25 protein-coding genes and 1 tRNA gene are annotated in these 24698 nt (G+C 64.5%); 14 read left to right on the forward strand and 12 right to left on the reverse strand.

The features are described 5' to 3' along the window. Positions 1–18 precede the first annotated feature (18 nt). The 3 genes from G7045_RS01745 to G7045_RS01755 are packed head-to-tail and all read left to right on the forward strand — an operon-like array spanning position 19 to position 2415. Entirely contained in the window at positions 19–627 is a 609-nt protein-coding gene (locus tag G7045_RS01745; protein ID WP_166156454.1) for a DUF4136 domain-containing protein, read from the forward strand. 2 nt (positions 628–629) lie between these two features. After that, a complete protein-coding gene (locus G7045_RS01750; protein WP_166156457.1) occupies positions 630–1271 on the forward strand; it encodes a histidine phosphatase family protein in 642 nt (213 codons plus the stop codon). Then, positions 1255–2415: a DSD1 family PLP-dependent enzyme gene (locus G7045_RS01755; protein ID WP_166156460.1), complete on the forward strand. Its 1161-nt coding sequence runs from the start codon at positions 1255–1257 to the stop codon at positions 2413–2415. Before G7045_RS01750 ends, G7045_RS01755 begins: the two co-directional genes overlap by 17 nt. A 6-nt stretch (positions 2416–2421) precedes the next feature. Here G7045_RS01755 and G7045_RS01760 read toward each other — a convergent pair whose 3' ends face one another. Further along, positions 2422–2907 carry an Lrp/AsnC family transcriptional regulator gene (locus G7045_RS01760; RefSeq protein ID WP_166156463.1) on the reverse strand — a complete coding sequence of 162 codons (486 nt, stop codon included), beginning with the start codon at positions 2905–2907 and terminating at the stop codon, positions 2422–2424. Between the two features lie 127 nt (positions 2908–3034). Here G7045_RS01760 and glmS point away from each other — a divergent pair, with 127 nt between their 5' ends. After that, positions 3035–4903, forward strand: coding sequence for a glutamine--fructose-6-phosphate transaminase (isomerizing) (glmS, locus tag G7045_RS01765; RefSeq protein ID WP_166156466.1), 1869 nt, complete (start codon positions 3035–3037; stop codon positions 4901–4903). 507 nt (positions 4904–5410) lie between these two features. Here the strand turns inward: glmS and G7045_RS01770 are convergent. Continuing rightward, positions 5411–5719, reverse strand: coding sequence for a hypothetical protein (locus tag G7045_RS01770; RefSeq protein ID WP_166156469.1), 309 nt, complete (start codon positions 5717–5719; stop codon positions 5411–5413). 199 nt (positions 5720–5918) lie between these two features. On the opposite strand from G7045_RS01770, the gene secA reads away from it, so the two are divergent. The 4 genes from secA to G7045_RS01790 all read left to right on the forward strand — a co-directional run bounded on the left by secA (position 5919) and on the right by G7045_RS01790 (position 11467). Beyond that, entirely contained in the window at positions 5919–8669 is a 2751-nt protein-coding gene (secA, locus tag G7045_RS01775; protein ID WP_166156472.1) for a preprotein translocase subunit SecA, read from the forward strand. Between the two features lie 197 nt (positions 8670–8866). Further along, the gene (gene argJ / locus G7045_RS01780) at positions 8867–10096 is read left to right on the forward strand and encodes a bifunctional glutamate N-acetyltransferase/amino-acid acetyltransferase ArgJ (protein ID WP_166156475.1); all 1230 of its coding nucleotides are present in this window, start codon (positions 8867–8869) and stop codon (positions 10094–10096) included. A gap of 56 nt (positions 10097–10152) precedes the next feature. Beyond that, the gene (locus G7045_RS01785; protein WP_166156478.1) at positions 10153–11025 is read left to right on the forward strand and encodes an ATP-binding protein; all 873 of its coding nucleotides are present in this window, start codon (positions 10153–10155) and stop codon (positions 11023–11025) included. Beyond that, the gene (locus G7045_RS01790) at positions 11018–11467 is read left to right on the forward strand and encodes an NUDIX domain-containing protein (RefSeq protein WP_166156481.1); all 450 of its coding nucleotides are present in this window, start codon (positions 11018–11020) and stop codon (positions 11465–11467) included. Before G7045_RS01785 ends, G7045_RS01790 begins: the two co-directional genes overlap by 8 nt. A gap of 50 nt (positions 11468–11517) precedes the next feature. On the opposite strand, the gene G7045_RS01795 is transcribed toward G7045_RS01790, so the two are convergent. The 6 genes from G7045_RS01795 to pilB are packed head-to-tail and all read right to left on the reverse strand — an operon-like array spanning position 11518 to position 16997. Next, on the reverse strand, positions 11518–11733 hold the full coding sequence (locus G7045_RS01795; RefSeq protein WP_166156484.1) for a DNA gyrase inhibitor YacG: 216 nt from the start codon (positions 11731–11733) through the stop codon (positions 11518–11520). Next, on the reverse strand, positions 11730–12485 hold the full coding sequence (zapD, locus tag G7045_RS01800) for a cell division protein ZapD (protein ID WP_166160315.1): 756 nt from the start codon (positions 12483–12485) through the stop codon (positions 11730–11732). The genes G7045_RS01795 and zapD overlap by 4 nt, the downstream gene beginning before the upstream one ends. 35 nt (positions 12486–12520) lie before the next feature. Then, a complete protein-coding gene (gene coaE, locus G7045_RS01805; RefSeq protein WP_166156487.1) occupies positions 12521–13120 on the reverse strand; it encodes a dephospho-CoA kinase in 600 nt (199 codons plus the stop codon). A gap of 15 nt (positions 13121–13135) precedes the next feature. Further along, on the reverse strand, positions 13136–14005 hold the full coding sequence (locus G7045_RS01810; RefSeq protein WP_166156490.1) for an A24 family peptidase: 870 nt from the start codon (positions 14003–14005) through the stop codon (positions 13136–13138). Next, positions 14005–15222 (reverse strand): type II secretion system F family protein, encoded by a 1218-nt coding sequence (locus G7045_RS01815; RefSeq protein ID WP_166156493.1) that lies wholly within the window; start codon positions 15220–15222, stop codon positions 14005–14007. The genes G7045_RS01810 and G7045_RS01815 overlap by 1 nt, the downstream gene beginning before the upstream one ends. Before the next feature lie 35 nt (positions 15223–15257). Continuing rightward, entirely contained in the window at positions 15258–16997 is a 1740-nt protein-coding gene (gene pilB / locus G7045_RS01820; protein WP_166156496.1) for a type IV-A pilus assembly ATPase PilB, read from the reverse strand. Between the two features lie 417 nt (positions 16998–17414). Between pilB and G7045_RS01825 the strand changes: the two genes are divergently transcribed. Beyond that, positions 17415–17771, forward strand: a complete 357-nt coding sequence (locus G7045_RS01825; RefSeq protein WP_166156499.1) for a helix-turn-helix domain-containing protein — start codon at positions 17415–17417, stop codon at positions 17769–17771. Then, positions 17764–19194: a HipA domain-containing protein gene (locus tag G7045_RS01830; RefSeq protein WP_166156504.1), complete on the forward strand. Its 1431-nt coding sequence runs from the start codon at positions 17764–17766 to the stop codon at positions 19192–19194. The genes G7045_RS01825 and G7045_RS01830 overlap by 8 nt, the downstream gene beginning before the upstream one ends. Before the next feature lie 123 nt (positions 19195–19317). Here G7045_RS01830 and G7045_RS01835 read toward each other — a convergent pair whose 3' ends face one another. From G7045_RS01835 to G7045_RS01845, 3 genes are all read right to left on the reverse strand, one after another. Beyond that, positions 19318–19521 carry a hypothetical protein gene (locus G7045_RS01835; protein ID WP_240919251.1) on the reverse strand — a complete coding sequence of 68 codons (204 nt, stop codon included), beginning with the start codon at positions 19519–19521 and terminating at the stop codon, positions 19318–19320. Between the two features lie 168 nt (positions 19522–19689). Next, positions 19690–19766 (reverse strand) — tRNA-Pro (locus tag G7045_RS01840). A gap of 19 nt (positions 19767–19785) precedes the next feature. After that, a complete protein-coding gene (locus G7045_RS01845; protein WP_166160316.1) occupies positions 19786–20715 on the reverse strand; it encodes a polyprenyl synthetase family protein in 930 nt (309 codons plus the stop codon). Positions 20716–20944: 229 nt separating this feature from the next. On the opposite strand from G7045_RS01845, the gene rplU reads away from it, so the two are divergent. The 4 genes from rplU (at position 20945) to proB (ending at position 23924) form a co-directional block, all read left to right on the forward strand. Next, complete coding sequence (gene rplU, locus G7045_RS01850) at positions 20945–21256, forward strand: 50S ribosomal protein L21 (protein ID WP_166156507.1); 312 nt, start codon at positions 20945–20947, stop codon at positions 21254–21256. A gap of 12 nt (positions 21257–21268) precedes the next feature. Next, entirely contained in the window at positions 21269–21529 is a 261-nt protein-coding gene (gene rpmA, locus G7045_RS01855; RefSeq protein WP_166156510.1) for a 50S ribosomal protein L27, read from the forward strand. 105 nt (positions 21530–21634) lie between these two features. Continuing rightward, entirely contained in the window at positions 21635–22705 is a 1071-nt protein-coding gene (gene obgE, locus G7045_RS01860) for a GTPase ObgE (protein ID WP_166156513.1), read from the forward strand. 79 nt (positions 22706–22784) lie between these two features. After that, a complete protein-coding gene (gene proB / locus G7045_RS01865; protein WP_166156516.1) occupies positions 22785–23924 on the forward strand; it encodes a glutamate 5-kinase in 1140 nt (379 codons plus the stop codon). 36 nt (positions 23925–23960) lie between these two features. Here proB and G7045_RS01870 read toward each other — a convergent pair whose 3' ends face one another. Next, on the reverse strand, positions 23961–24617 hold the full coding sequence (locus G7045_RS01870; protein ID WP_166156519.1) for an RNA pyrophosphohydrolase: 657 nt from the start codon (positions 24615–24617) through the stop codon (positions 23961–23963). Positions 24618–24698: the final 81 nt, after the last annotated feature.

Below are 24698 nucleotides of genomic sequence, written 5' to 3' on the forward strand. Positions count from 1 at the left end.
AACACCCAAGGAGTTGCCATGCTGTTGTTTCAACGTTGTGCTGCGGCGCTGGGCCTGGTGGGCGCACTGCTGCTCACGGGCTGCGCCACGCAGCGCGCCGTGCAGGCCGAGGTGCAGAGCTATTCGCAGCTGCAGGCCCTGCCGGCGCCGCCCACCTACCGGCTGGAGCTGCTGCCTTCGCAGCAGGCGCAGGCCGGGCAGTTCGCCGCCATCGAGGCGCAGGCCGTGCAGGCCCTGGCCAAGGTCGGCCTGCAGCGCGATGAGGCGCAGCCGCGCCTGGTGGTGCAAATCAGCGCCCAGGCGCGCACCACCTTGCCCGAGAACTGGCCCTACGGCCCGGGCGGCGGTGGTTGGGGCTGGGGCATGGGCTGGGGCTGGCACCGCCACGGCGGCCTGGGCGGCGCCTGGATGCTCGACCGGCCGCCGACCCTGCAGTACCGCTCGGTCGGCATCGTCATGCGCGATGCGCAGACGCAGCAGCTGGTGTATGAAACCTCGGCCACGCACGAAGAGGTGTGGAGCAACGACCGCCTCATCTTCGGCACCCTGTTCGATGCCGCGCTCACCGGCTTTCCGCACCCGCCCGCCGGTGCGCGCCAGGTGCGCAGCGAAATTCCCACGCAGTAACCATGCAAGTGACCCGCATCATCGCCGTGCGCCATGGCGAGACGGCCTGGAACCGCGACACCCGCATCCAGGGCCATACCGACATCGCCCTCAACGCCACCGGCCAATGGCAGGCGCGCCAGCTCGCGCGCGCCCTGGCGCAGGAGCCGCTGGCCGCCATCTACAGCAGCGACCTGCAGCGCGCCCAGGCCACCGCCCAGGCCGTGGCCGAGGCCACGGGGGCGCCGCTGCACCTCGATGCCGGCCTGCGCGAGCGCGGCTTTGGCGCTTTCGAGGGGCGCAGCTTTGCCGAGATTGAGGCGCAGCTGCCCGAGCAAGCGCGCCGCTGGCGCCAGCGCGAGCCGGACTACGCTCCCGAGGGCGGCGAAACCCTGCTGCAGCTGCGCGCGCGCGTGCACGCCGCCACCGAGGGCATTGCCGCGCGCCACCCGGGCGCGCTGCTGCTGCTGGTGGCGCATGGCGGCGTGCTCGACGTGCTCTACCGCGCCGCCACGCGCCAGAGCATCCAGGCGCCGCGCACCTGGCAGCTGACGAACACGGCCATCAACCGGCTGCTGTGGACCCCCGGTCATGGGCTAAGCTTGGTGGGTTGGGCCGATACCGGCCACCTCGAACAAGCCAGCCGTGATGAAACCACTGCCTGAACACCTGCGCGCCAGCATCGGCCTGCGCGTCGATCTGATTGAAACCCCGGCCCCGGTCGTCGATCTCGATGCCATGGAGCGCAACATCCAGCGCATGGCCGAGTTCGCGCGCAAGCACGGCGTGCGCTGGCGCCCCCATGCCAAGCTGCACAAGAGCGCCGACATCGCCCTGCAGCTGCAGCAGGCCGGCGCCTGCGGCGCCTGCGTGCAAACACTCGCCGAAGCCGAGGCCCTGGCGGCGGGCGGCGTCAATGACATCTTTCTCACCAACGAGCTGCTCGCGGCCAGCAAGCTGCTGCGCGCGGCCAGTCTGGCGGCGCAGCTGGCGGCGCGCGGTGGGCGCCTGGCGCTGGCGGTTGACAGCGCCGAGGGCGTGGCGCGCCTGGCCGAGGCCATGCAGGTGGCGGGCAGCAGCGCCGGCATCGACGTGTTCGTGGAAATCGACGTCGGCCAGGGCCGCTGCGGCCTGCCCCCCGGGCCCGAGGCCGTGGCCCTGGCGCAAGCCATCACGGCGCAGCCGCGCCTGCGCTTTGCCGGCCTGCAGGCCTACCACGGCAGCGCCCAGCACCTGCGCAGCTGCGCCGAGCGGCGCGCCGCCATTGCCGGCGCCACCGCCCTGGCGGCCAAGGCGCGCAGCCTGATCGAGGCTGCCGGCCTGGGGCTGCCGCTGGTCACCGGTTCGGGCACCGGCACCCTGGTGCACGAGGCTGCCAGCGGCGTTTACGGCGAGCTGCAGCCGGGCTCTTTTCTGTTCATGGATGCCGACTACGCGCGCAACGAGCGCGAGCCGGCGCAGCCGGCGTTCGAGCAGGCGCTGTTCATCAAGACGCAGGTGATTTCGGCGCGCGAGACGCATGTGGTGTGCGACGCTGGCCACAAGAGCCACGCCATCGACTCCGGCCTGCCCCAGGTCTGGGGCCTGGCGCCCGAGCGTGCCCTGGGCTTTGCCAACGGCGGTGACGAGCACGGCATCCTGACCGTGCGCGGCTCCAAGGCGCGCCTGCCGGCGCTCGGGCGCATGTTGTGGCTGGTGCCCGGCCACTGCGACCCGACGGTGAACCTGCACGACCACCTGATCGGCGTGCGCGGCGGGCTCGCGCACGGCACGGTCGAGCGCATCATCAGCGTGGACGCGCGCGGCTGACGCTGCTTATTTTTCCAGCGCCAGCGCCCACTGGCACTTGGCGCGTTTGACGCTGAAAAACGCCTTCACGTTGCGCACATTGCCGTCTTGCGTGAACAGGCGCTGCGCCAGCGCCTGGTAGGCCGGCATATCGCGCGTGTGCGTCACCAAAATAAAGTCGGGCCCGGGCGAGACACGCCAGCACTGCTGCACCTGCGCCTCGGCCACGGCGCGGGCCTCAAAGGCGTCGAGCCATTCGGCCCCCTGGCGATCGAGGCTGACCTCGACGATGGCCGACAGGCCATGGCCGATCAGCTGCGCCAGGCGTTCGGGCCGCAAGATGGCCACCTGGCGCTCGATCAGGCCCAGCGCCTGCAGCCGGCGCACGCGCCGCAGGCAGGTGGGGGCGGAGATGTGTGCGCGCTCGGCCAGGGCCTGGTTGCTTTGGCTGGCGTCTTCTTGCAGGGCTTGCAATAGCAGCCAATCCGTATCGTCTAATTGCGTTTGTTCCATGGTTTTGAAATTTTATTTCTCACATGGGTATTGGTGTAATTTAATTTCATAAATTTCAAAAAAACAATCTGAAATTTCTTTTTGCTTTGCCTAGCATCGCCCCATCTTTCACAAAGGCGGTTTTTTTATGTGCGGCATCGTCGGCGCAGTCTCTGCGCGCAACATCGTTCCCATCCTGGTGCAGGGCCTGCAACGCCTGGAATACCGGGGTTATGACTCCTGCGGCGTTGCCATCCACGGCGCCAGCCTGGGCGGCAGTGGCGGCCTGCAGCGCGCGCGCAGCACGGCGCGCGTGGCCGAGCTGCTGGCGCAGGTCGAGCACGAGCACATTGCGGGTGCAACCGGCATTGCGCACACGCGCTGGGCCACGCATGGTGCGCCGGCGGTGCACAACGCGCATCCGCATTTCAGCCCCGGGCCGGGCGCCGGGCTGGACGCACCCGGGCGCATCGCCCTGGTGCACAACGGCATCATCGAGAACCACGAGGAGCTGCGTGCGCAGCTGCAGGCGCGCGGCTACGTGTTCGTCAGCCAGACCGATACCGAAGTCATCGCCCACCTGGTCGATAGCCTGTACGAGGGCGACCTGTTCGCTGCCGTGCACGCCGCCACGCACCAGCTGCACGGCGCCTACGCCATTGCCGTGATGCACAAGGACGAGCCGCAGCGCGTGGTGGGTGCGCGTGCCGGCTCGCCACTGGTGCTGGGTGTGGGCCAGGGTGAGCATTTCCTGGCCAGCGACGCCATGGCGCTCGCTGGTGTCACCGACCAGATCGTGTACCTGGAGGAGGGCGACCTGGTCGATCTGCAGCCCGGGCGCTACTGGATTGCCGGCGCCGATGGCCGCCCGCTGCCCGAGGGCAGCCGCCCGGTGCGCACCGTGCACGCGCACAGCGGCGCGGCCGAGCTCGGGCCCTACCGCCACTACATGCAAAAAGAAATTTTCGAGCAGCCGCGCGCCCTGGCCGATACGCTCGAAGGCGTGCAGGCCATCACGCCCGAGCTGTTTGGCGACGGCGCCTACCGCGTCTTCAAGGAGATTGATTCGGTGCTGATCCTCGCCTGCGGCACCAGCTACTACAGCGGCTGCACGGCCAAATACTGGCTTGAAAGCCTGGCGCGCATCCCGACGCAGGTGGAGGTGGCGAGCGAATACCGCTACCGCGACAGCGTGCCCAACCCGCGCCAGCTGATCGTCACCATCAGCCAGTCGGGCGAAACCGCCGACACCCTGGCGGCGCTGCGCCACGCGCAAAGCCTGGGCCACCGCCATACGCTGACCATCTGCAACGTCGCCACCAGCGCCATGGTGCGCGAGTGCCAGCTGGCCTACGTCACGCGCGCCGGAGTGGAGATTGGCGTGGCCAGCACCAAAGCCTTCACCACCCAGCTGGCCGGGCTGTTCTTGCTCACCCTGGCGCTGGCGCAGGTGCGCAATCTGCTCACTGAGGAGCAAGAGGCAGCGCACCTCAAAGCCATGCGCCACCTGCCCGTGGCGCTGCAGGCCGTGCTGGCGCTCGAACCCCAGCTCATCAGCTGGGCCGAGGACTTTGCGCGCATGGAAAACGCCCTCTTCCTGGGCCGGGGCGTGCACTACCCGGTGGCGCTCGAAGGTGCGCTCAAGCTCAAGGAAATCAGCTACATCCACGCCGAAGCCTACCCGGCGGGCGAGCTCAAGCACGGCCCGCTGGCGCTGGTCACCAGCGCCATGCCGGTGGTGACCGTCGCACCCAACGATGCGCTGCTGGAAAAGCTCAAGAGCAATATGCAGGAAGTGCGCGCACGCGGCGGCGTGCTCTACGTGCTGGCCGATGCCGATACCCGCATCGACAGCGCCGAGGGCCTGCACGTCATCCGTATGCCCGAGCACTACGGCGCCCTGAGCCCGCTCTTGCACGTGGTGCCGCTGCAACTGCTGGCCTACCACACCGCCTGCGCACGCGGCACAGACGTGGACAAGCCCCGCAACCTTGCCAAGAGCGTGACGGTCGAATGACCGGCACGTTCTTGGGGGCGCGCAGCGCCACGCCGTAGGCGCAAGGTTGCGGGGCTTGCGGCGCAGGCTCATGTCGGCGCAGCCGGCGTGAAGCTGCGCAGCAGCGTGCCGCAGCCACAAGGGTTGTTTGATTGCCAAGAGCGTGACGGTCGAATGACCGGCGCGCTCTTGGGGGCGCGCAGCGACCCGCCGTAGGCGCAAGGTTGCGGGGCTTGCGGCGTGAAGCTGCGCAGCCCTGTGCATGTACATATCTTTTTTTGATAGCGCACAACGCTTGTTTGGCGCTGGTTTGCACTCCCTCTCCCCTTGCGGGAGAGGGTTGGGGAGAGGGGTGAATAGGCAAGGTGCTGCCAGCGCCCCCTCTCCCCCAGCCCCTCCCCCGCGAGGGGGGAGGGAAGCAAAAACCGCCCTTTGACCAGGCGGATGGGAGCCGTCAAAAGATGTGTGCATACACAAGCCCCAGAGGGGGAAGGAGCAAAACCCGCTGCGTGACCAGGCGGCCGGGCGCTAATAGCCCCCGCTTTGCACCTTGATTCGAATACTGGCCACATCCCAGCCCTTGCTGCGCAGGTGCGCCGCCAGGGCGGGCAGCAGCTGGCGCAGCTTGGCGGCGCCGGCGTTGCCCTGCACCAGCAGGCACCAGCTGCTGCCATCGATCGGGCCGGCTTGCACCAGGGCGCGCAGGCCGGGCGGCAGCAGCGGGGTGATGGCCTGCAGGCGGGCGCTGGAGTCGCGCGTGAGCGTGACCAGCTGCGCCAGCGTGGGCGCTTCGGTCGCGGCTTGCTGCAGGCTGATGGCGTGGTGGCGGCGGTGCATGGGGCGATTATCGCCAGCGTGGGCGCCGCCTTGCGGTGCTGGCTTGGGGGCGGGCAGTAAAATGGCGCGTTTGGTTTCCCGCTTCCCGGTGCAGGCGCAGCTTGCAATGCTGGGCAGTGGCCCCACCTGAACTTCCGTACTTTTTAGGGATTTTGGGTCGCTGTGCCGGCGCAATGCGGTGGCAGCGGCTTTTGTTCGCATGGCCACCAACTTTCTCACCAAAATTTTCGGCAGCCGCAACGACCGGCTGCTCAAGCAATACCGTAAGCAGGCGGCGCGTATCAACGCCATGGAGCCTGAGTACGAAAAGCTCAGCGACGAGCAGCTGCGGGCCAAGACCGAGGAATTCAAGCAGCGCGTGGCCCAGGGTACGTCGCTTGACGACTTGCTGCCCGAAGCCTTTGCCGTGGTGCGCGAGGGCTCCAAGCGCGTGATGAAGATGCGCCACTTCGACGTGCAGCTCATCGGCGGCATGGCGCTGCACTACGGCAAGATTGCCGAGATGCGCACCGGCGAGGGCAAGACGCTCACCGCCACGCTGCCGGTGTACTTGAACGCGCTCTCGGGCCAGGGCGTGCACGTGGTCACGGTAAACGACTACCTGGCCAGCCGCGACGCCACCTGGATGGGGCGGCTGTACAACTTCCTCGGCCTGACGGTGGGCATCAACCTGCCGCAGATGCCGCGCGAGGAAAAGCAGGCCGCCTACGGCTCCGACATCACCTACGGCACGAACAACGAGTACGGTTTTGACTACCTGCGCGACAACATGGTGTACGAGGTGCGCGACCGTGTGCAGCGCGGGCTCAACTTCGCCATCGTCGATGAGGTCGATTCCATCCTGATCGACGAGGCGCGCACGCCCCTCATCATCAGCGGCCAGGCCGAAGACCACACTGCGATGTACCTGGCGATCAACGCCATCGTGCCCCAGCTCACGCGCCAGGAGGGCGAGGCCGATCCGCGCACCGGCGAGGGCGTGACCAAGCCGGGCGATTTCACGCTCGACGAGAAGACGCACCAGGTGTTCCTCACTGAACAAGGGCACGAGAACGCCGAGCGCATCCTGGCGCAGGCCGGGCTGATTCCCGAGGGCGCCTCGCTCTACGACCCGGCGCACATCACCCTGGTGCACCACCTGTACGCCGCGCTGCGCGCGCACCACATGTACCACCGCGACCAGCATTACGTGGTGCAGGGCGATGAGATCGTCATCGTCGATGAATTCACTGGCCGCCTGATGTCGGGCCGGCGCTGGAGCGAGGGCCTGCACCAGGCCGTCGAAGCCAAGGAAGGCGTGGCCATCCAGGCCGAGAACCAGACCCTGGCCTCGATCACCTTTCAGAATTATTTCCGCCTCTACAACAAGCTCGGCGGCATGACCGGCACGGCCGACACCGAGGCCTACGAGTTCCAGGAAATCTATGGCCTGGAAACCGTCATCATCCCGCCCAACCGCCCGAGCAAGCGCGAGGATCAGCTCGACCGCGTGTACAAAACCACGCGCGAGAAATACGAGGCGGCGATTGCCGACATCCGCGAATGCCATGGCCGGGGCCAGCCGGTGCTGGTCGGTACCTCGTCGATCGAGAACTCGGAAATCATCTCCGAGCTGCTGACCAAGGCCGGCCTGTCGCACCAGGTGCTCAACGCCAAGCAGCACGCCCGCGAGGCCGACATCGTCGCCCAGGCCGGGCGCCCGGGCATGATCACCATCGCCACCAACATGGCGGGCCGGGGCACCGACATCGTGCTCGGCGGCAACATTGAAAAATCCATCGCCGCCATCGAGGCCGACGAAACCCTGAGCGCCGAACAGCGGGCGGCGCAGATCGAGCAGCTGCGCGCCGACTGGAAGGTGGAAAACGCCAAGGTCGCGGCCCTGGGCGGCCTGCGCATCATCGCCACCGAGCGCCACGAGTCGCGCCGCATCGACAACCAGCTGCGCGGCCGCTCGGGCCGCCAGGGCGACCCCGGCTCCTCGCGCTTCTACCTCGGGCTCGACGACCAGCTGATGCGCATCTTTGCCGGCGACCGCGTGCGCGCCATCATGGATCGGCTGAAGATGCCCGACGGCGAGGCCATCGAGGCCGGTATCGTCACGCGCAGCATCGAGAGCGCGCAGCGCAAAGTGGAGGCGCGCAACTTCGACATCCGCAAGCAGCTGCTCGAATACGACGACGTCGCCAACGACCAGCGCAAGGTCATCTACCAGCAGCGCAACGACATTCTGGACGCCACCGACCTGGCCCCCATGATCGCCGCCATGCGTGAAGACTGCCTGACCGACGTCGTGCGCCAGTACGTGCCGGCCGAGTCGGTGGAAGAGCAGTGGGACTTGCCCGGCCTGGAAAAAGCCCTGGCCGGCGAGTGGCAGCTGGCGCTGGCGCTGCAGCAGGAAGTGGCGGGCGCCAACAGCATCACCGACGACGAAATCCTGGAGAAAGTGCTGCAGGCCGCCACCGCCGCCTTCGAGGCCAAGGTGGCCCTGGTCGGGCGCGAGAATTTCATGCAGTTCGAGCGCGCCGTGCTGCTGCAGAGCTTTGACAGCAACTGGCGCGACCACCTCTCGGCGCTCGATTATTTGCGCCAGGGCATCCACCTGCGCGGCTACGCGCAAAAGCAGCCCAAGCAGGAGTACAAGCGCGAGGCTTTCGAGCTGTTCCGCCAGCTCATCGACCAGGTGAAGAACGAAGTCACGCGCATTTTGCTGACCGTGCAGGTGCAGTCGCCGACACAGATGGACGCTGCCACCGAGGCGCTGGAAAGCCGCGCCGAGGCCATCAGCAACGTCACCTACACGGCGCCCAACGAAAGTGGCGAGGCCGAATCGACCGTCGATCCGGCCACCGTTGCTGCCACGCCGCAGGGCGTGCGCGTGGGCCGCAACGACCCCTGCCCCTGCGGCAGCGGTAAAAAATACAAGCAGTGCCACGGCAAACTTGCCTAGAACCAGGCACAACCCCCTGAGCGGCTGCGCCGCTTCCCCCTTCTCTCGGCTGCGCCGGGAAGGGGGACGACACCAGCGCGGCGGGGCGGCCCTTGCGCGGTGTCTGCTGGTGTGGGCCGCGCCAGTTTCAGGGGGTTGCGGTCCATGTTTTTTGGGGGCGCCTTATCGTCGTCCCTGTTTTTGGAAGGATCATCCCCATGCCCGTACATCTCTCTGCTCCCAACCCTGCTGACCTGCACCCCGTGCGCGGCGTGCGCATTGGCGTGGCCGAAGCCGGCGTGCGCAAGGCCGGTCGCAAAGACTTGACGGTGTTCCTGCTCGACGCGGGCGCCAGCGTGGCCGGCGTGTTCACGCAAAACCGCTTCTGCGCCGCGCCGGTGCAGGTCTGCCGCGAGCACCTGGCTGCGGGCAGCGCCATCCGCGCCATGGTCATCAACACCGGTAATGCCAACGCCGGCACCGGCGCCGACGGCCTGGCGCGTGCGCGTGCCACCTGCGACGCGCTGGCGGCGCAGCTGGGCCTGGCGGCGCAGCAGGTGCTGCCGTTTTCCACCGGCGTCATCATGGAAACCCTGCCGGTCGAGCGCATCACCGCCGGCCTGCCCGCCGCCCTGGCCGACGCCCAACCCGCCCACTGGGCGCGCGCGGCCGAAGGCATCATGACCACCGACACCCTGCCCAAGGCCGCCAGCCGCCAGATCACCCTGGGCGGGCAGAGCGTGAACATCACCGGCATCAGCAAGGGCGCGGGCATGATCCGCCCGAACATGGCGACCATGCTCGGCTTTGTCGCCACCGACGCCGCCATCGATCCGCAGCTGCTGCAGCCGCTGGTGCGCGAGATTGCCGACCAGTCCTTCAACCGCGTGACCATCGACGGCGATACCTCGACCAACGACTCCTTCGTGCTCGTCGCCACGCACCAGGCGGGCAATGCGGCTATCACCTCTTTGGACAGCACCGAGGGCGCGCAGCTCAAGGCCGCGCTCTTGGCCGTGGCGCAGCAGCTGGCGCAGGCCATCGTGCGCGACGGCGAGGGGGCGACCAAGTTCATCACCATCCGCGTCGAAGGGGGCAAAACCAGCGATGAATGCCGCCAGGTGGCTTACGCCATCGCCCATTCGCCGCTGGTGAAGACGGCGTTTTTCGCCAGCGACCCGAACCTGGGCCGCATCCTGGCGGCGGTGGGCTACGCCGGTATTGCCGACCTGGACCAGACCCACATCGACCTGTACCTCGACGAGGTGCACGTGGCCGTGCAGGGCGGGCGCAACCCCCAGTACCGCGAGGAAGACGGCCAGCGCGTGATGCAGCAAAGCGAGATCACCGTGCGCGTCTGCCTGGGCCGGGGCACGGCCAGCGACACCGTCTGGACCTGCGACCTGAGCCACGACTACGTCACCATCAACGCCGACTACCGTTCCTGATATCGCTATTTTTTTAATAGCTGCTTGCGCTTGCCTGGCAAGCGCTAGAGGCCAAAATGAATGAAAATTTTGAGCGCCTGATTGCGCGTGCCGAGCAGCTCATGGCGCGCATCGAGGCGGCCCTGCCGCAGCCCTTGCAGGCGCCCGACTGGGCGGCCGGCGTGGCCTGGCGCTACCGCCGCCGTGCCAGCGGCCAGGGGCGGCTGGAGGTGGTGCGCCACCTGGCGCCGATGGCGCTCGCCGAGCTGCGCGAGATTGAGGTGCAGAAGGAAAAAATCGTGCGCAACACGGCCCAGTTCGTCGCCGGCAAGACGGCGAACAACGTGCTGCTGACGGGCGCGCGCGGCACGGGCAAGTCTTCGCTCATCCGTGCCTGCCTGCAGCACTTTGCGCCCCAGGGGCTGCGCCTGATCGAGGTCGATAAGGATGATTTGACCGACTTGCCCGACATCGTCGAGGTGGTTGCCGGGCGGTCAGAGAAATTCATCATCTTTTGCGACGACCTGAGCTTTGAGGACGGCGAGGGCGGCTACAAGGCGCTCAAGTCCATCCTCGACGGCTCGGTGGCTGCCGCCACGCCCAATGTGCTGATCTACGCCACCAGCAACCGCCGCCACCTGCTGCCCGAGTACATGCGGGACAACCTGGCGCAAACGCGCGGTGCCGACGGCGAGATCCACCCCGGCGAGGTGGTGGAAGAAAAAATCTCGCTCTCCGAGCGCTTTGGCCTGTGGGTGAGCTTCTACCCCTTCAGCCAGGACGAATACCTGCACATCGCCGCACAGTGGCTTGCCAGCCTGGGGCTGGCCCCGGCGCAGATCGAGGCTGCACGGCCCGAGGCGCTGCTGTGGGCCTTGGAGCGCGGCGCGCGCTCGGGCCGCGTGGCCTACCAGTTTGCGCGCGACTACGTGGGGCGCCAGCATGACTGAGGCGGCGTTGCAGCGGCCCTATACCGAGGTGGCGGTGGGCATCCTCATCCGCGCCGATGATGGCGCGCTGCTGCTGTCCACGCGCCCGCCGGGCAAGGCGTACGCGGGCTATTGGGAGTTTCCTGGCGGCAAGATCGAGGCGGGAGAGAGCGTGGAGCAGGCGCTGCGCCGTGAGCTGATCGAGGAGCTGGGCGTGACCATCAGCGCCGCCGAGCCCTGGCGCGTGACCGAGTACGACTACCCGCACGCCCTGGTGCGCCTGCACTGGTGCAAGGTGTTTGCCTGGCAGGGCGCGTTCGAGATGCGCGAGGGCCAGCAAATGGCCTGGCAGCAGCTGCCCCTGAGCGTGCGCCCGGTGCTGCCGGGGGCGTTTGACGTGCTGGGCTGGCTGGCGCAGGAGCGTGGGCTCGATTTCGATCCGAAATTGCTATTAAATGAATAGCTGCTCGCGCTTGCTGGATAAGCGCTAGAGGCCGTTTTTGCCCTTAAAAATCAGGCGTCCTGGCGCTTGGGGTCGCCAAAGGCTTCGTCCTGCGGCCCGCTGGCGCTGGGAACGCGAAATTCCTCGTTCGCCCAGGCGCCGAGGTCGATTTTCTGGCAGCGCTCGCTGCAAAACGGCCGCCAGGGGTTGCTGGGGGCGAACAGGCTCGGGCCGGCGCAGCGCGGGCAGGCGATGGTGCGGGCGGTGGTGGGTTGGGGGCGGTTCATGCGCACAGCGTCAGCTCGAAGGCTGCGTCCTCCTGGCTGGCTTGCAGGCGGCCGTCGGGCTCCATGCGCATCAGGCGCACGGACACCAGCAGGCGGTTGCCGCTGATCTCGGGCACCAGGCCCAGGCTGGGGTCGATGCGCAGGCGCAAGAGCTGGAACGAGCGCCCCTGCGGCAGGTTTTGTTGGAACTGCCCCTGGCTGGCGGCCACGCGCTGCGGCACGCCGGCGTCGCGCAGCATCTTGAGCAGCAGGTAGATCGATTCGGCCAGTGGCGCCATGGTGCTGGCCCAGGTTTCGAGCGCGCGCTGGCGGTAGGCGGGGTCGCTATGCTGCCAGGTGTGGTAGCCCGGCAGGTCAAAACCGCAGGTGCCCCCGGGAATGCCCAGACGGCTGCGGATGCCCATCAGCCAGTCGTTTTCCGTCAGTGCCTGGCCGGCCTTGCCGTTTTGCTGGCTCAGGGCGGTAAAGCAGCGGTCGAGCTGGGCAATGATGGCGTTGAGCGCCGATTCGGAAATCGACGGGTTGCCCCGGTAGCCGTCGAGCAGGTGTTTTTGCCGCTCCAGATCCTTGAGCACGTCGGCCTTGAGGTCGGCGCGCGCCGCCACGTCCATGATCTCGAACAGCGTCACCAGGGCAAAGTGGTGATCCAGCGGATGGGTGCGCGACACCAGTTCGCCGAGCCGGCGAAACAATTGCTCCAGGCGCAAATAGGTTCTCAGCCGTTCGTTGAAAGGATATTCGTAGAGGATCACGCTGCCGGGTTCCTGGGGGGCATTGAAGAAAGCAATCATAGCTGCAACCAGATTGCGATCTGCTCGGCTTGCGCCTCCAATGCGGCCAAAGAGGGCGCTTCGTTGTCGATCACGATGTCCGCCGCCGCTCGGCGCTGCGCCCGGCTGGCCTGGGCGTCGATGATGGCCTGCACCGCGCTGCGCTCCAGGCTGCTGCGCGCCATGGTGCGCTGGATTTGCGTCTCGGCGCTGCAATCGACCACCGCCACAGCATCGAGCCGCTGCGCCCAGTGCCCGGATTCGACCAGCAGCGGAATGTCAAACACCGCCACCCGGCAGCCCCGGGCGGCCGCTTGCGCGGCCTGCGCCGCCGTCGCTTGCCCGACCAAGGGGTGGATGATGGCTTCGAGCTGCTGGCGTGCCTGCGGCTGGGCAAACACCAGGGCGCGCATGGCGGCGCGGTCGAGGGCGCCGCTGGGGTCCACCAGCGCCTCCCCAAATTGGGTGCGAATAGCTGCAATGGCGCCGCCGCCGGGGGCCGTGAGCGCACGGGCGTTGGCGTCAGCGTCGATCCAGGCAGCGCCGCGCGCCGCCCACATGCGTGCCAGCGTGCTCTTGCCGCTGCCAATGCCTCCGGTCAGCCCCAGGCGCAGCATGGCGGCCCCCCAGGGCTAGAGTCCGAGCAGGGCCAGGAACCGCTGCATCATGGTTTGGGGGCCAAAGATCAGTGCGGTCAGGCCGGCACCGGCGAGGAAAGGGCCAAACGGGATGTAGCCACCCTCGCGCAGCCCGCTGGAGAATTTCATGGCGATGCCGACGATGGCGCCAATGACCGAGGACAGCAAGATGATGGGCACCAGCGCCTGCCAGCCAAACCAGACGCCGAGCGCTGCAAAGAGTTTGAAGTCGCCGTACCCCATACCCTCCTTGCCGGTGGCGAGCTTGAAGCCCCAGTACACCAGCCACAGCGACAGGTAGCCTGCGGCGGCACCCATGACGGCGGCAAACAGCGGTACCTCGATCCACTGCAGGGCCGAGGCCAGCAGGCCAGCCCAGAGCAGGGGCAGCGTCAGGTCGTCGGGCAGCAAAGTGGTGTCCCAGTCGATGCCTGCCATGGCGACGATGAGGGCGCAAAACAGGCACCAGGCGGCGCCGGTGGCGGTAATTCCCCAGCGCCAGGCGCAAAACGCAAACAGCGCGCCCGTGACGAGCTCGACCAGGGGGTAGCGCAGGCTGATGCGGGCCTTGCAGCCGGCACAGCGCCCGCCCAGGAAAAGGTAGCTCAGAACGGGAATGTTTTCATACCAGGCAATGGCATGGCCGCAATGCGGGCAGGCCGAGCGTGGGTGCGACAGGCTGATGGCGGGCGCCGTGGCTGCTGCGGGGGCCGCGCCTTGCTCGGCAGCGTAATGGGCGTAATCCGCCGCCCATTGCTGCTCCAGGATTTTGGGGAGGCGGTGGATGACGACGTTGAGGAAACTGCCGATGAGCAGGCCAAAAATGCCGGCCAGGGTACTGGCCAGCCACGGATCCAACAACATCAAACCACCTGACCGAGCTTGAAAATAGGAAGGTACATGGAGACGACGATGCCGCCAATCAAACCACCCAGGAAAACGATGATGATAGGCTCCATCAGGCTAGAGAGCCCTGCCACCATATCGTCCACTTCTTCCTCGTAAAAATCAGCAGCCTTGCCCAGCATGTGGTCAATGGAGCCCGATTCTTCACCAATAGCGCACATTTGAATGACCATGGTGGGAAATACGTTTGCATTGCCCATGGCAGCCGTCAAACTGGTGCCGGTAGAGACTTCCTGCTGGATTTTTTCGGTGGCGACGGCATAGACGGAGTTGCCAGCAGCGCCAGCGACCGAGTCCAGCGCTTCGACCAAGGGGACGCCGGCGGCAAACATGGTGGAGAGGGTGCGTGTCCAGCGGGCAATGGCGGCTTTGTTGATCAAGTCGCCGAACACCGGCATTTTCAGCAGCCAACGATCCATGGCCATTTGCATTTTTTCGCTGCGCCTCCAGGCTTGCATGAAGAAATAGAAGCCGCCGCCAATAACGCCAAAAATTAACCACCACCATTGCACGAAAATCTCACTCATACCCATCACAAACAAAGTTGGGGCGGGGAGTTCGGCGCCAAAAGAGGTGAAAACTTCTTTGAAGGCTGGGATCACGAAAATCATGATTACGGTCACGACAACAAAAGCCACAATCACCACGGAGATTGGGTACATCAAGGCAGATTTAATCTTGCCTTTAATGGCCTCGGTTTTTTCCATGTAGGCGGCAAGGCGATCGAGCAGTGTTTCAAGAATACCTGCAGCTTCGCCCGCTTCGACCAGGTTGCAGTACAGGCTATCAAAATACAGGGGGTATTTACGAAATGCGGCGCTGAGTGAAGTCCCGGTTTCGACATCGGCGCGGATATCGTTGAGCAGCTTGGTCACGCTGGGGTTGGCGTTGCCACGCCCGACGATGTCGAACGCCTGCAGCAGTGGCACGCCGGCCTTCATCATGGTCGCCATCTGGCGCGTGAACAGGGCGATGTCCTTGGGCTTGATCTTCTTGCCCGCGCGCATCCGGCGCTTTTTGATCTTGGTGGGCAGCACACCCTGGCGGCGCAAGGTGGCTTGCACCTGGTTTTCGCCCACGGCACGCACTTCGCCACGCACGGTTTTGCCGTGGCGATCCTTGCCTTCCCATTCGAAGACGAATTCTTTGATGTCCCTGGATGCTGCGGTGGCCATGGTGCTCCCTCGTGGTTCCCCGTGGTGTGGTTGTTTTATTCGTTGGTGACGGCGAGCACTTCTTCAAGCGATGTCAGTCCGAGCTTGACTTTTTGCAGCCCCGATTCGCGCAAAGAACGCACGCCTTCGAGCTTGGCTTGTCTGGCGATGTCGGGGGCGCTGCCGTCCTGCAGGATGATGCGTTGAATTTCTTCAGAAATTGGCATCACCTGGTAAATGCCAACGCGGCCTTTGTAACCATTGTTGCAAGCAGAACAGCCTACGGGTTTGTAGGTGACCCAGGAGCCGTCGATTTCAGCGTCGCTGTAGCCGGCTTCGAGCAGGGCTTCGTGCGGAATGTCTGCGGGTGCCTTGCACTGTGCGCACAGGCGCCGGGCCAGGCGTTGTGCGGTAATCAGGATCACGCTCGATGCAATGTTGAATGGGGCAATGCCCATGTTGCGCATCCGCGTCAGTGTGGTCGGAGCATCGTTGGTGTGCAGCGTGGAGAGCACCAAGTGGCCGGTTTGGGCGGCTTTGATGGCGATGTCGGCGGTTTCTAGGTCGCGGATTTCGCCCACCATGATGATGTCAGGATCTTGGCGCAGGAAGGATTTGAGCGCGGCGGCAAAGGTCAGGCCGGCTTTTTCGTTGACGTTGACCTGGTTGACCCCCGGCATGTTGATTTCCGACGGGTCTTCGGCGGTGGCGATGTTCACCCCCGGCTTGTTGAGCAGGTTCAAGCAGGTGTAGAGCGACACCGTTTTGCCCGACCCCGTTGGCCCAGTCACCAGCACCATGCCGTAGGGCCGGTTGATAGCGGCGAGCAGCCGCTCTTTTTCCTGTGGCTCGTAGCCCAGTGCATCAATCCCCAGTTTGGCGCTGCTCGGATCGAGAATACGGATCACGATTTTTTCGCCAAACAAGGTCGGCAGCGTGCTGACGCGGAAGTCGATGACGCGGTCGGGGCCCACCTTGAGCTTCATGCGCCCGTCTTGCGGGATGCGCTTTTCAGAAATGTCCAGGCGTGAGATCACCTTGATGCGAGATGCCAGCTTGTCTTTGATGGCAATCGGCGGTGAGGCGATTTCGCGCAGCTCGCCGTCGATACGAAAGCGCACGCGGTAATTGTGCTCGTAGGGCTCGAAGTGCAAGTCGGAGGCGCGCATGTTGAACGCATCGAGCAGCATCTTGTGCAGAAATTTGACGACCGGGGCGTCTTCCACGTCGCCGGCAGCCTCGGCCTCGTTGCTTTCCTGGGCTTCCTCGACCGGGATGTCGCCAAACTCGAAATCGCCCCCGGCGGTCAGCGTATCCATGGATTCGCTGACGCTCTTTGTGGTGGCCTCGATTAGCTTGGTGAGCTTGTCGTACTCGGCAATGACCCAGTCCACCCCCATTTGGGTGGTGAATTTGATTTTTTCTGCCGCCTCTTGGTCTGTCGGGTCGGCGGTAGCAACGATCAGGCGGTTGTTGCGTTTGGCCAGGGGCAGGACGCGGTACGACTGGCAGAGCTTGGCGTCGAGCAACTCCTTGGGCAGGCGTAGAGGGTCTATGGCGGCCAGATCGAGCAAGGGCGCGCCAAACATGGTGGCCACGGTATAGGCCAGATCGCTGGCGGAGACTGCGCCCGATCCGGTCAGTTCGGCGATGAAGCTGGTTTTGCTCAGCTGCGATTTTTTATAGATGTCTTCCGCCGCTTGCTGGGTCAGCTTGCCCGCAGACATAAGCGCCCGCCCCAGACCGGGAAGGGCGATTGCAGGGGCTTGTTTGGGTGCGGTATCAACAGCTGCCATGAACCGAGAGTCAAAAGATGCGGAAGGTTCATCCTATCATCGTCGATCACGCCGGGGCTGCATAGCAGCGTAAATCCTTGGTTGTGGTGGCGATGCAAAAAACAAAAGACAGAAGGGGGGGATCCCGGTCGTTTGGCGCAGAACCGCCAAAAAGCAAAACATCTGTTTCGGGGAACGCTTCCTTTCAGGAGCCCAGCCATGGGCCAAGCGCTCCACATCGCGGGCGCCGCTTTTATCTATGTGATTGCATATTTTTTGCGATGTGCTTTTCTCCGTATATAAAAATCTAGCCTGTTGCATATATTTTCTTGAAGAACCAACTGAGATTCGATGAATGTATGCGATAGCATAGATTTTCTGGTCTGTCTAAACTCTGTCGGGTAAAATCTATGCGTAGCCATAGATTTTGGAGTGCTTATGCGAGTCCCCATCCATACCGTTTCTGACCTCGGTCTCGCACTGCGTGCCACCCGCAAGGCCCAGGGCGTGCGCGGTGATGACCTGGCGGGAGCCGCCGGGGTGGGGCACGTATTTCTTATTGATGTGGAGCACGGCAAAGACACTGTCCAGTTGGGGAGGGTGCTGCGCCTTTTGGATGAGGCGGGCTTGCGCTTGACCGTGGATGTACCGACGGAGGCGGAGCCCGTTTTTGCCACTTTGCGCACCAATGGTCTGCGCCGAGCGAAACGTGGCCAGCGTGTGCTGGCCGACACCGATACCGACGGCGCGACAGACGGCACTGCATCACTGTCTGGGAGTGGGACAGATGAATGACATAGCACCCGGCCTACCGCTGGTCGCCGAGCGCAGTGAGCGCGTGCGTGAGCTTCTGGCAGAGGGCATCGAACCCCGTGTCCTGGTCGTGCTGGTCAACGACCGGGAGGTGGGCTGGCTGATAGACGCCAAGAATATCTGGGCCTTCGAGTACAGCCCTGATTGGCGCGCGGCACCCGACGCCTTCGCCCTGTCCCCGGGGTTGCCACTCGCCACAGGCGTACATCTGGATGGCGCTTCCAGCCGACCGGTTCAGTGGTACTTTGACAATTTGCTCCCCGAAGAAGAGCTCCTCAGAATCTTGGCACGGGAGGCAAAGCTCGAGCACACGGACGCGTTCGGGCTACTGCGTCATTTCGGCGGCGAGTCTGCAGGTTCGCTGGTGTTGCTTGACCCCGGTGCGCTTGCGGCGACCCAAGGTCTGAAGCCGTTGCCCTTGTCAGAGCTCAGCCAGCGTATCCGAAACCTGCCTCAGGCGGCGATGACTCTGAATTCGCCCAAGCGCATGTCGCTGGCTGGTGCGCAGCACAAGATGGTGGTAGTTCTGCGGGAGAACGACCCCGACAAGGGAATCTTCGAACCCCTGCAGGGCACCGCTTCCACGCATATCCTGAAGCCGGACTCCCCGTCGAGCCATTACCCCTCGTCGGTGATGAACGAGTACTTCACGATGCGCCTAGCCAAGGCCATGGGGCTGGATGTACCAGACGTGCGCCTCATCCATGTGCCCGAGCCGGTGTACTTGGTTCAGCGGTTTGACCGCACGCCTGCGGTAAACGGTGATGCCGTTCAGCGCGAGCACATCATTGACACCTGCCAGCTCCTGAACGAGTCGAGGCAGGTGAAATATCACAACGCCAATCTGGAAACTCTCCAGTTGGCGTTGCGCCGGTGCCAGTCCAAGACACGCGCACGCATTCAGCTCTTTCGTTGGCTCGCGTTCAACGTCTTGGTGGGCAATGGCGACAACCACCTGAAGAACATCTCTTTCAAGGTGACGGCCAAGGGGGTGGAGCTCGCCCCGTTCTATGACTTGCTTTGCACGGGCGTTTACGACGCCGTGGTCTATGCTGGGGCCGACAAAGCCATCTGGCCCAAGAGTGAGCTGGGCGTAGCCATGGGGCCGGTCAGCAGGTTCGCAGATGTCACGGTGGAGAGCCTGCTGCAAGCTGGAGAAGCTTTGGGCTTGGCGCGCAAGACCGCAGAGCGTGAACTGCTGACGATGAAAAAAGACCTGGCTAGCAAGGCCGAAGCACTGGCGCAAAGCATCCAGCAAGAAGCGGCGGCCAGGGTGCAGGGCATGCCTGCCGGTGACGACAAGGAAACGGCGCAGGCAACCTTGGGCGCCGAAGCTCAGCTGCTATGCGCCATCCAATACATCGTCATTCGAGAGATGCTGACGCGGCTGTGGCCAGCATCCTGAACGTTCGCGCCACGGCACTTTCGGGGCCTCATGGGCGTGTCCTCAAACGCAGTCTTTAAGTCGTTTGTGTCCGTGTTTACGGACTTGAGGGTTGGGGGCACTGACAGTCCGACGCGTGGATAACTAGGTGCGCAGCAAGGCCTGCTCGCGAATGCCGACCAGCCAGCTTTCGTCGAACTGCACGACCATCGGCTTGTAGCCTTGGGCACGCAGGTCGCGCATGTACGTCTCGACCTCAGCCACCTTGTTGAAGCTGAAGTACAGGGTCAGGTCGGGCTTGTTCTTGACGGTGACGCGAAAGCGGCTGCGATTGGCAATGTGTGCCATGGATATCTCCGATTAATGAGGAGACTCCTGTAGGCAGTGGGCTTATATGGACCCGGTAGCTGGCCGTTGAATCCCGGCCGTTTGGCACAGAATTGGCACAGAACCGCCAGAAAGCAAAACAGCCGCGTCGCGGCGGCTGTTCTAAGTCCTTGAATTACAAGGTAATTCTGGTCGGGGTGAGAGGATTCGAACCTCCGGCCTCTACGTCCCGAACGTAGCGCTCTACCAGGCTAAGCTACACCCCGCAGTTGCTTGAATTTTCGCTCAGTGGCGTCGATCAAGTAGCTGAGCCGCTAATTGTAGCAAACTTGCGGCATGTGGATTGGTTGGCAGATGTTGGAGGGCTGCGATCGCGCGCTCGGCTTCGGCGGCGGCGGCGGCGCGGGCTACTTGCAGGGCGCCGGTTTCCTTGACGATGGTGACGACAGTATCCAGCGATTCGGTCGAGCCTTGCTCGATCGCTTCGCGCACGATGGCGGCTTGTGCGGGGGTGCCGCGTTGCATGGCAGCGATCAGGGGCAGGGTGGCTTTTCCTTCGCGCAAGTCGTCACCAATGTTTTTACCCATTTCGGCGCTGTTGCCAGCGTAGTCGAGCACGTCGTCGATGATCTGAAATGCCGTGCCCAGCGCCTGGCCGTAGGTGGCGCAGGCGGCTTCCACGGTGGGGTTGCTGTTGGCGAGAATGGCCCCCAGCTGTGCGCTGGCCTCGAACAGCTTGGCGGTTTTGGAGCGGATCACGCGCAGATAGCCTTCTTCGTCGAGCGAGGCGTCGTGCATGTTGATGAGTTGCATCACCTCGCCCTCGGCGATGACGTTGGTGGCAGCTGACAAAATTTCCATGATGCGCATGGAGCCGGCCTCGACCATCATCTGAAACGACCGAGTGTGTAAAAAATCGCCCACCAGTACACTCGCTGGATTGCCAAAACTCTCGTTGGCCGTGGCGCGGCCCCGGCGCAGGGTGGATTCATCGACTACATCGTCGTGCAGCAAGGTGGCGGTATGAATCAGCTCGACCACGGCGGCCAGGTTGAAGCGTTGCGCGCCTTCGTAGCCTAGGGCGCCACACACCAGCAGCAGCAGGGCGGGGCGCAGGCGCTTGCCGCCAGCGGCAATGATGTAGTGCGAGATTTGGCCGATCAACGGCACGCTGGTGCTCAGGCGTTCGGCGATGACGCGATCGACTTCGCGCATGTCGCCGGCGATGAGCCCCAGAGGGGAGGAGGAGGTGGTGGTGGTCAAGATCGAGCCAGGGTCTAACAGCGCGGGGCCAACCAGGCGTGGCCATTGCGCCCGCGATTATAGGAAGGCCCTGCGCTGCGCTCGCCAGCGCGCAAAGGGCTTGGCAAAATTGTGGGGTGGCTGCTACAATCGCCGGTTCTGCAGGGATGGCCCTGCGGAACTCCAACCAAAGAGGTTATCCATGTACGCGGTCATAAAAACCGGCGGCAAGCAGTATCGCGTTGCTGTCGGCGAAAAAATCAAAGTAGAACAGATTGCTGCGGACGTTGGCCAGGAGATCGTGATTGACCAGGTTCTGGCTGTCGGCAACGGCGCTGAACTCAAGGTCGGCACGCCCCTGGTGTCCGGCGCAGCTGTCAAGGCCACGGTTGTGGCCCACGGCAAGCACGACAAGGTGCGCATTTTCAAGATGCGCCGTCGCAAGCACTATCAAAAGCGCCAAGGCCACCGCCAGCAGTTCACCGAACTGCAAATCGGCGCCATCACTGCTTAAGGAGTTTGAGTCATGGCACAGAAAAAAGGCGGCGGCTCTACGCGAAACGGGCGCGATTCCAAGCCCAAAATGCTCGGTGTGAAGGCCTTCGGCGGTGAGTTGATCAGCGCCGGTTCGATCATCGTGCGCCAGCGCGGCACCCAGTTCCACCCCGGCAACAACGTCGGCGTGGGCAAGGATCACACGCTGTTTGCCCTGGTCGATGGCCATGTGTCGTTCGCCACCAAGGGTGCGCTGAACAAGCACACGGTGAATGTGACCCCGGCGGCCTAAGCCCCGCTCGCTGCATTTGCTGCCAAGCCCCGCCCGTGCGGGGCTTTGTGCTTTTTGCGCGCAGCGGTTTTGTAAACTGGCGCGCTCTAACGGAAGAACACCCCCATGAAATTCGTCGATGAAGCCTATATAGACATTGCCGCTGGCGATGGTGGCAACGGCTGCGTGTCGTTTCGGCATGAAAAATACAAGGAATTCGGCGGCCCCAATGGGGGTGATGGCGGGCGTGGCGGCCATGTGTATGCGGTGGCTGACGTCAACCTCAATACGCTGGTCGATTACCGCTATTCGCGCCGCCACGAGGCCAAGCGTGGCGAGCACGGCATGGGTTCGGACATGTTTGGTGCTGCCGGCGACGACATCACACTCAAGATGCCGGTGGGCACCATCATCACCGACGCCGAGACGGGTGCGGTGCTGTACGAGCTGCTGACCCCCGGCGAGCGCATCACCATCGCCAAGGGCGGCGATGGCGGCTTTGGCAACCTGCGCTTCAAGAGCGCCATCAACCGCGCACCCCGGCAAAAAACCCCGGGTTGGTCGGGCGAGCGCAAAAGCCTCAAGCTCGAACTCAAGGTGCTGGCCGACGTGGGCCTGCTGGGAATGCCCAATGCCGGCAAATCGACCTTCATCGCCGCCGTCTCGAACGCGCGCCCCAAGATTGCCGACTACCCCTTCACCACGCTGCATCCCAATCTGGGCGTGGTGCGCGTCGGGTCCGAGCAGAGCTTTGTGGTGGCCGATATTCCGGGCCTGATCGAAGGTGCCTCTGAGGGCGCGGGCCTGGGCCACCAGTTCTTGCGCCACCTGCAGCGCACGCGCTTGCTGCTGCACATCGTTGATCTGGCGCCGTTTGACGAGGCCGTCGATCCGGTGGCGCAGGCCAAGGCCATCGTCGGCGAGCTGAAAAAATACGATGAGGCGCTGTATGGCAAGCCGCGCTGGCTGGTGCTCAACAAGCTCGATATGGTGCCGGGCGACGAGCGTGCCGCCAAGGTCAAGGACTTCGTCAAGCGCTTCAAGTGGAAGGGGCCGGTGTTTGAGATCTCTGCCCTGACGCGCGAAGGCTGCGAGCCGCTGATCAAGTCCATCTATCAGCATGTGCACGCCCAGCAGCAAATCGAGCAGGGTGTGGTCGAGGTTGATCCACGCTTTGTTGAGCAGCCCGCGCCGTGAGCGGGCGCTAGAATGCTCTTTTTTTCATAGCTGCTAGCGCTTGTCTAATAAGCGTTAGAGGCCAAAAAGACACTTAAAAATGGCTTCGAATGTGCTGCGCGATGCCCGCCGCATCGTGGTGAAGGTGGGCTCCAGCCTCGTGACCAACGAGGGCCGGGGTCTGGATGAAAACGCGATCGGTGAATGGTGCCGCCAGCTCGCCGCCCTGGTGCAGGGCGATACCAGCGGGCGGCGCGAGGTCATCATGGTCTCCAGCGGCGCCATTGCCGAAGGCATGAAGCGCCTGGGCTGGGCCACGCGGCCCAAAGAGGTGCACGAGCTGCAGGCGGCTGCCGCCGTCGGCCAGATGGGCTTGGCGCAGATGTACGAAACCAAGCTGCGCGAGCAGGGCCTGGGCAGCGCCCAGGTGCTGCTGACGCACGCCGACCTGGCCGACCGCGAGCGCTACCTCAACGCCCGCTCCACGCTGCTGACGCTGCTGCAGCTGGGGGTGCTGCCGGTCATCAACGAAAACGACACCGTGGTCAACGACGAAATCAAGTTCGGCGACAACGACACCCTGGGCGCGCTCGTGGCCAACCTGGTCGAGGCCGATGCGCTCGTCATCCTCACCGACCAAAAGGGCCTGTACACCGCAGATCCGCGCAAAGACCCGGCGGCGCAGTTCGTGCACGAGGCGCGCGCTGGCGAGTCTGCGCTCGAAACCATGGCCGGCGGCGCTGGCAGCAGCATTGGCCGGGGCGGCATGATCACGAAAATTCTGGCCGCCAAGCGCGCGGCCGGTTCGGGTGCTTCCACCGTCATCGCCTGGGGGCGTGAGCGCGACGTGCTGTTGCGCCTGGCGCAGGGCGAGGCCATTGGCACCCTGCTGGTGGCGCAAACCGCCAAGACCCAGGCGCGCAAGCAGTGGATGGCCGATCACCTGCAGCTGCGCGGTGCCGTGCTGGTCGATGCCGGCGCCGTGGCCAAGCTCCAGGGTGAAGGCAAGAGCTTGCTGCCCATTGGCATGACGGCGGTGGAGGGCGAATTCTCACGCGGCGACGTCATCGCCGTGCGCGACAGCGCCGGGCGTGAAATTGCGCGCGGCCTGGCCAATTACGCCAGCGCTGAAGCCCGTTTGCTGTGCCGCAAGCCTTCGAGCGAATTTGAAAGCCTGCTCGGCTACGCCGCTGAGCCGGAGATGGTGCACCGCGACAATCTGGTGCTGGCACCGGCATAAAGACAACAGGCCCGCTGCGTTGCGGGCCTGTTCGTTTCAGGGCTCGTGGCTCCCGGTTTGTGGGTCGGGGTCAAAGCTGGCCCCGGGGGGTAACTCCAGCCCGGGTGGGGGCTGCAAAACACCGCCGCGCAGCAGCCCGGACAAGGCGGGTGCGTTGGTGGCGGGCTCGCGGTATTCGCGGCTGCGCATTGCACTGCGCAGGTAGCGCGTGCGCTGATCTTGCCGGGGCACGAAGCGTGCCAGCTCGGTCAGAGCCATTTCGTACACGCCGCGCTTGAATTCGACGACGACGTCGAGCGGCACCCAGTAATCGTTCCAGCGCCAGGCGTCAAACTCTGGGTGGTCGGTGGCACGCAGGTTCAGATCCCAATCGTGGCCAGTGAGTTGCAGCAGGAACCAGATTTGTTTCTGGCCGCGATAGTGGCCGCGCGCGTCGCGGCGGATATACCGGTCAGGCACCTCGTAGCGCAACCAATCCCGGGTGCGGGCAACCAGGCGCACATGCTGTGGCTGTAATCCGACCTCCTCGTGCAGCTCGCGGAACATGGCCTGTTCGGGGGTTTCTCCCCGGTCAATGCCCCCTTGCGGAAACTGCCAGCTGTGGGTGCGGATACGCTTGCCCCAGAATACCTGGTTCTTGTGGTTGAGCAGGATGATGCCGACGTTGGGCCTGAAGCCATCCCGGTCGAGCATAATCTAACCCCAAATTTTTAAACTGCAGCCATTATGCCCGCTGCCTCGTGCCCGCCCAGGGTACTTGCCCGCATAGCCCCC

The sequence above is a fragment of the Acidovorax sp. HDW3 genome (assembly GCF_011303755.1).
Lineage (GTDB): Bacteria > Pseudomonadota > Gammaproteobacteria > Burkholderiales > Burkholderiaceae_C > Paenacidovorax.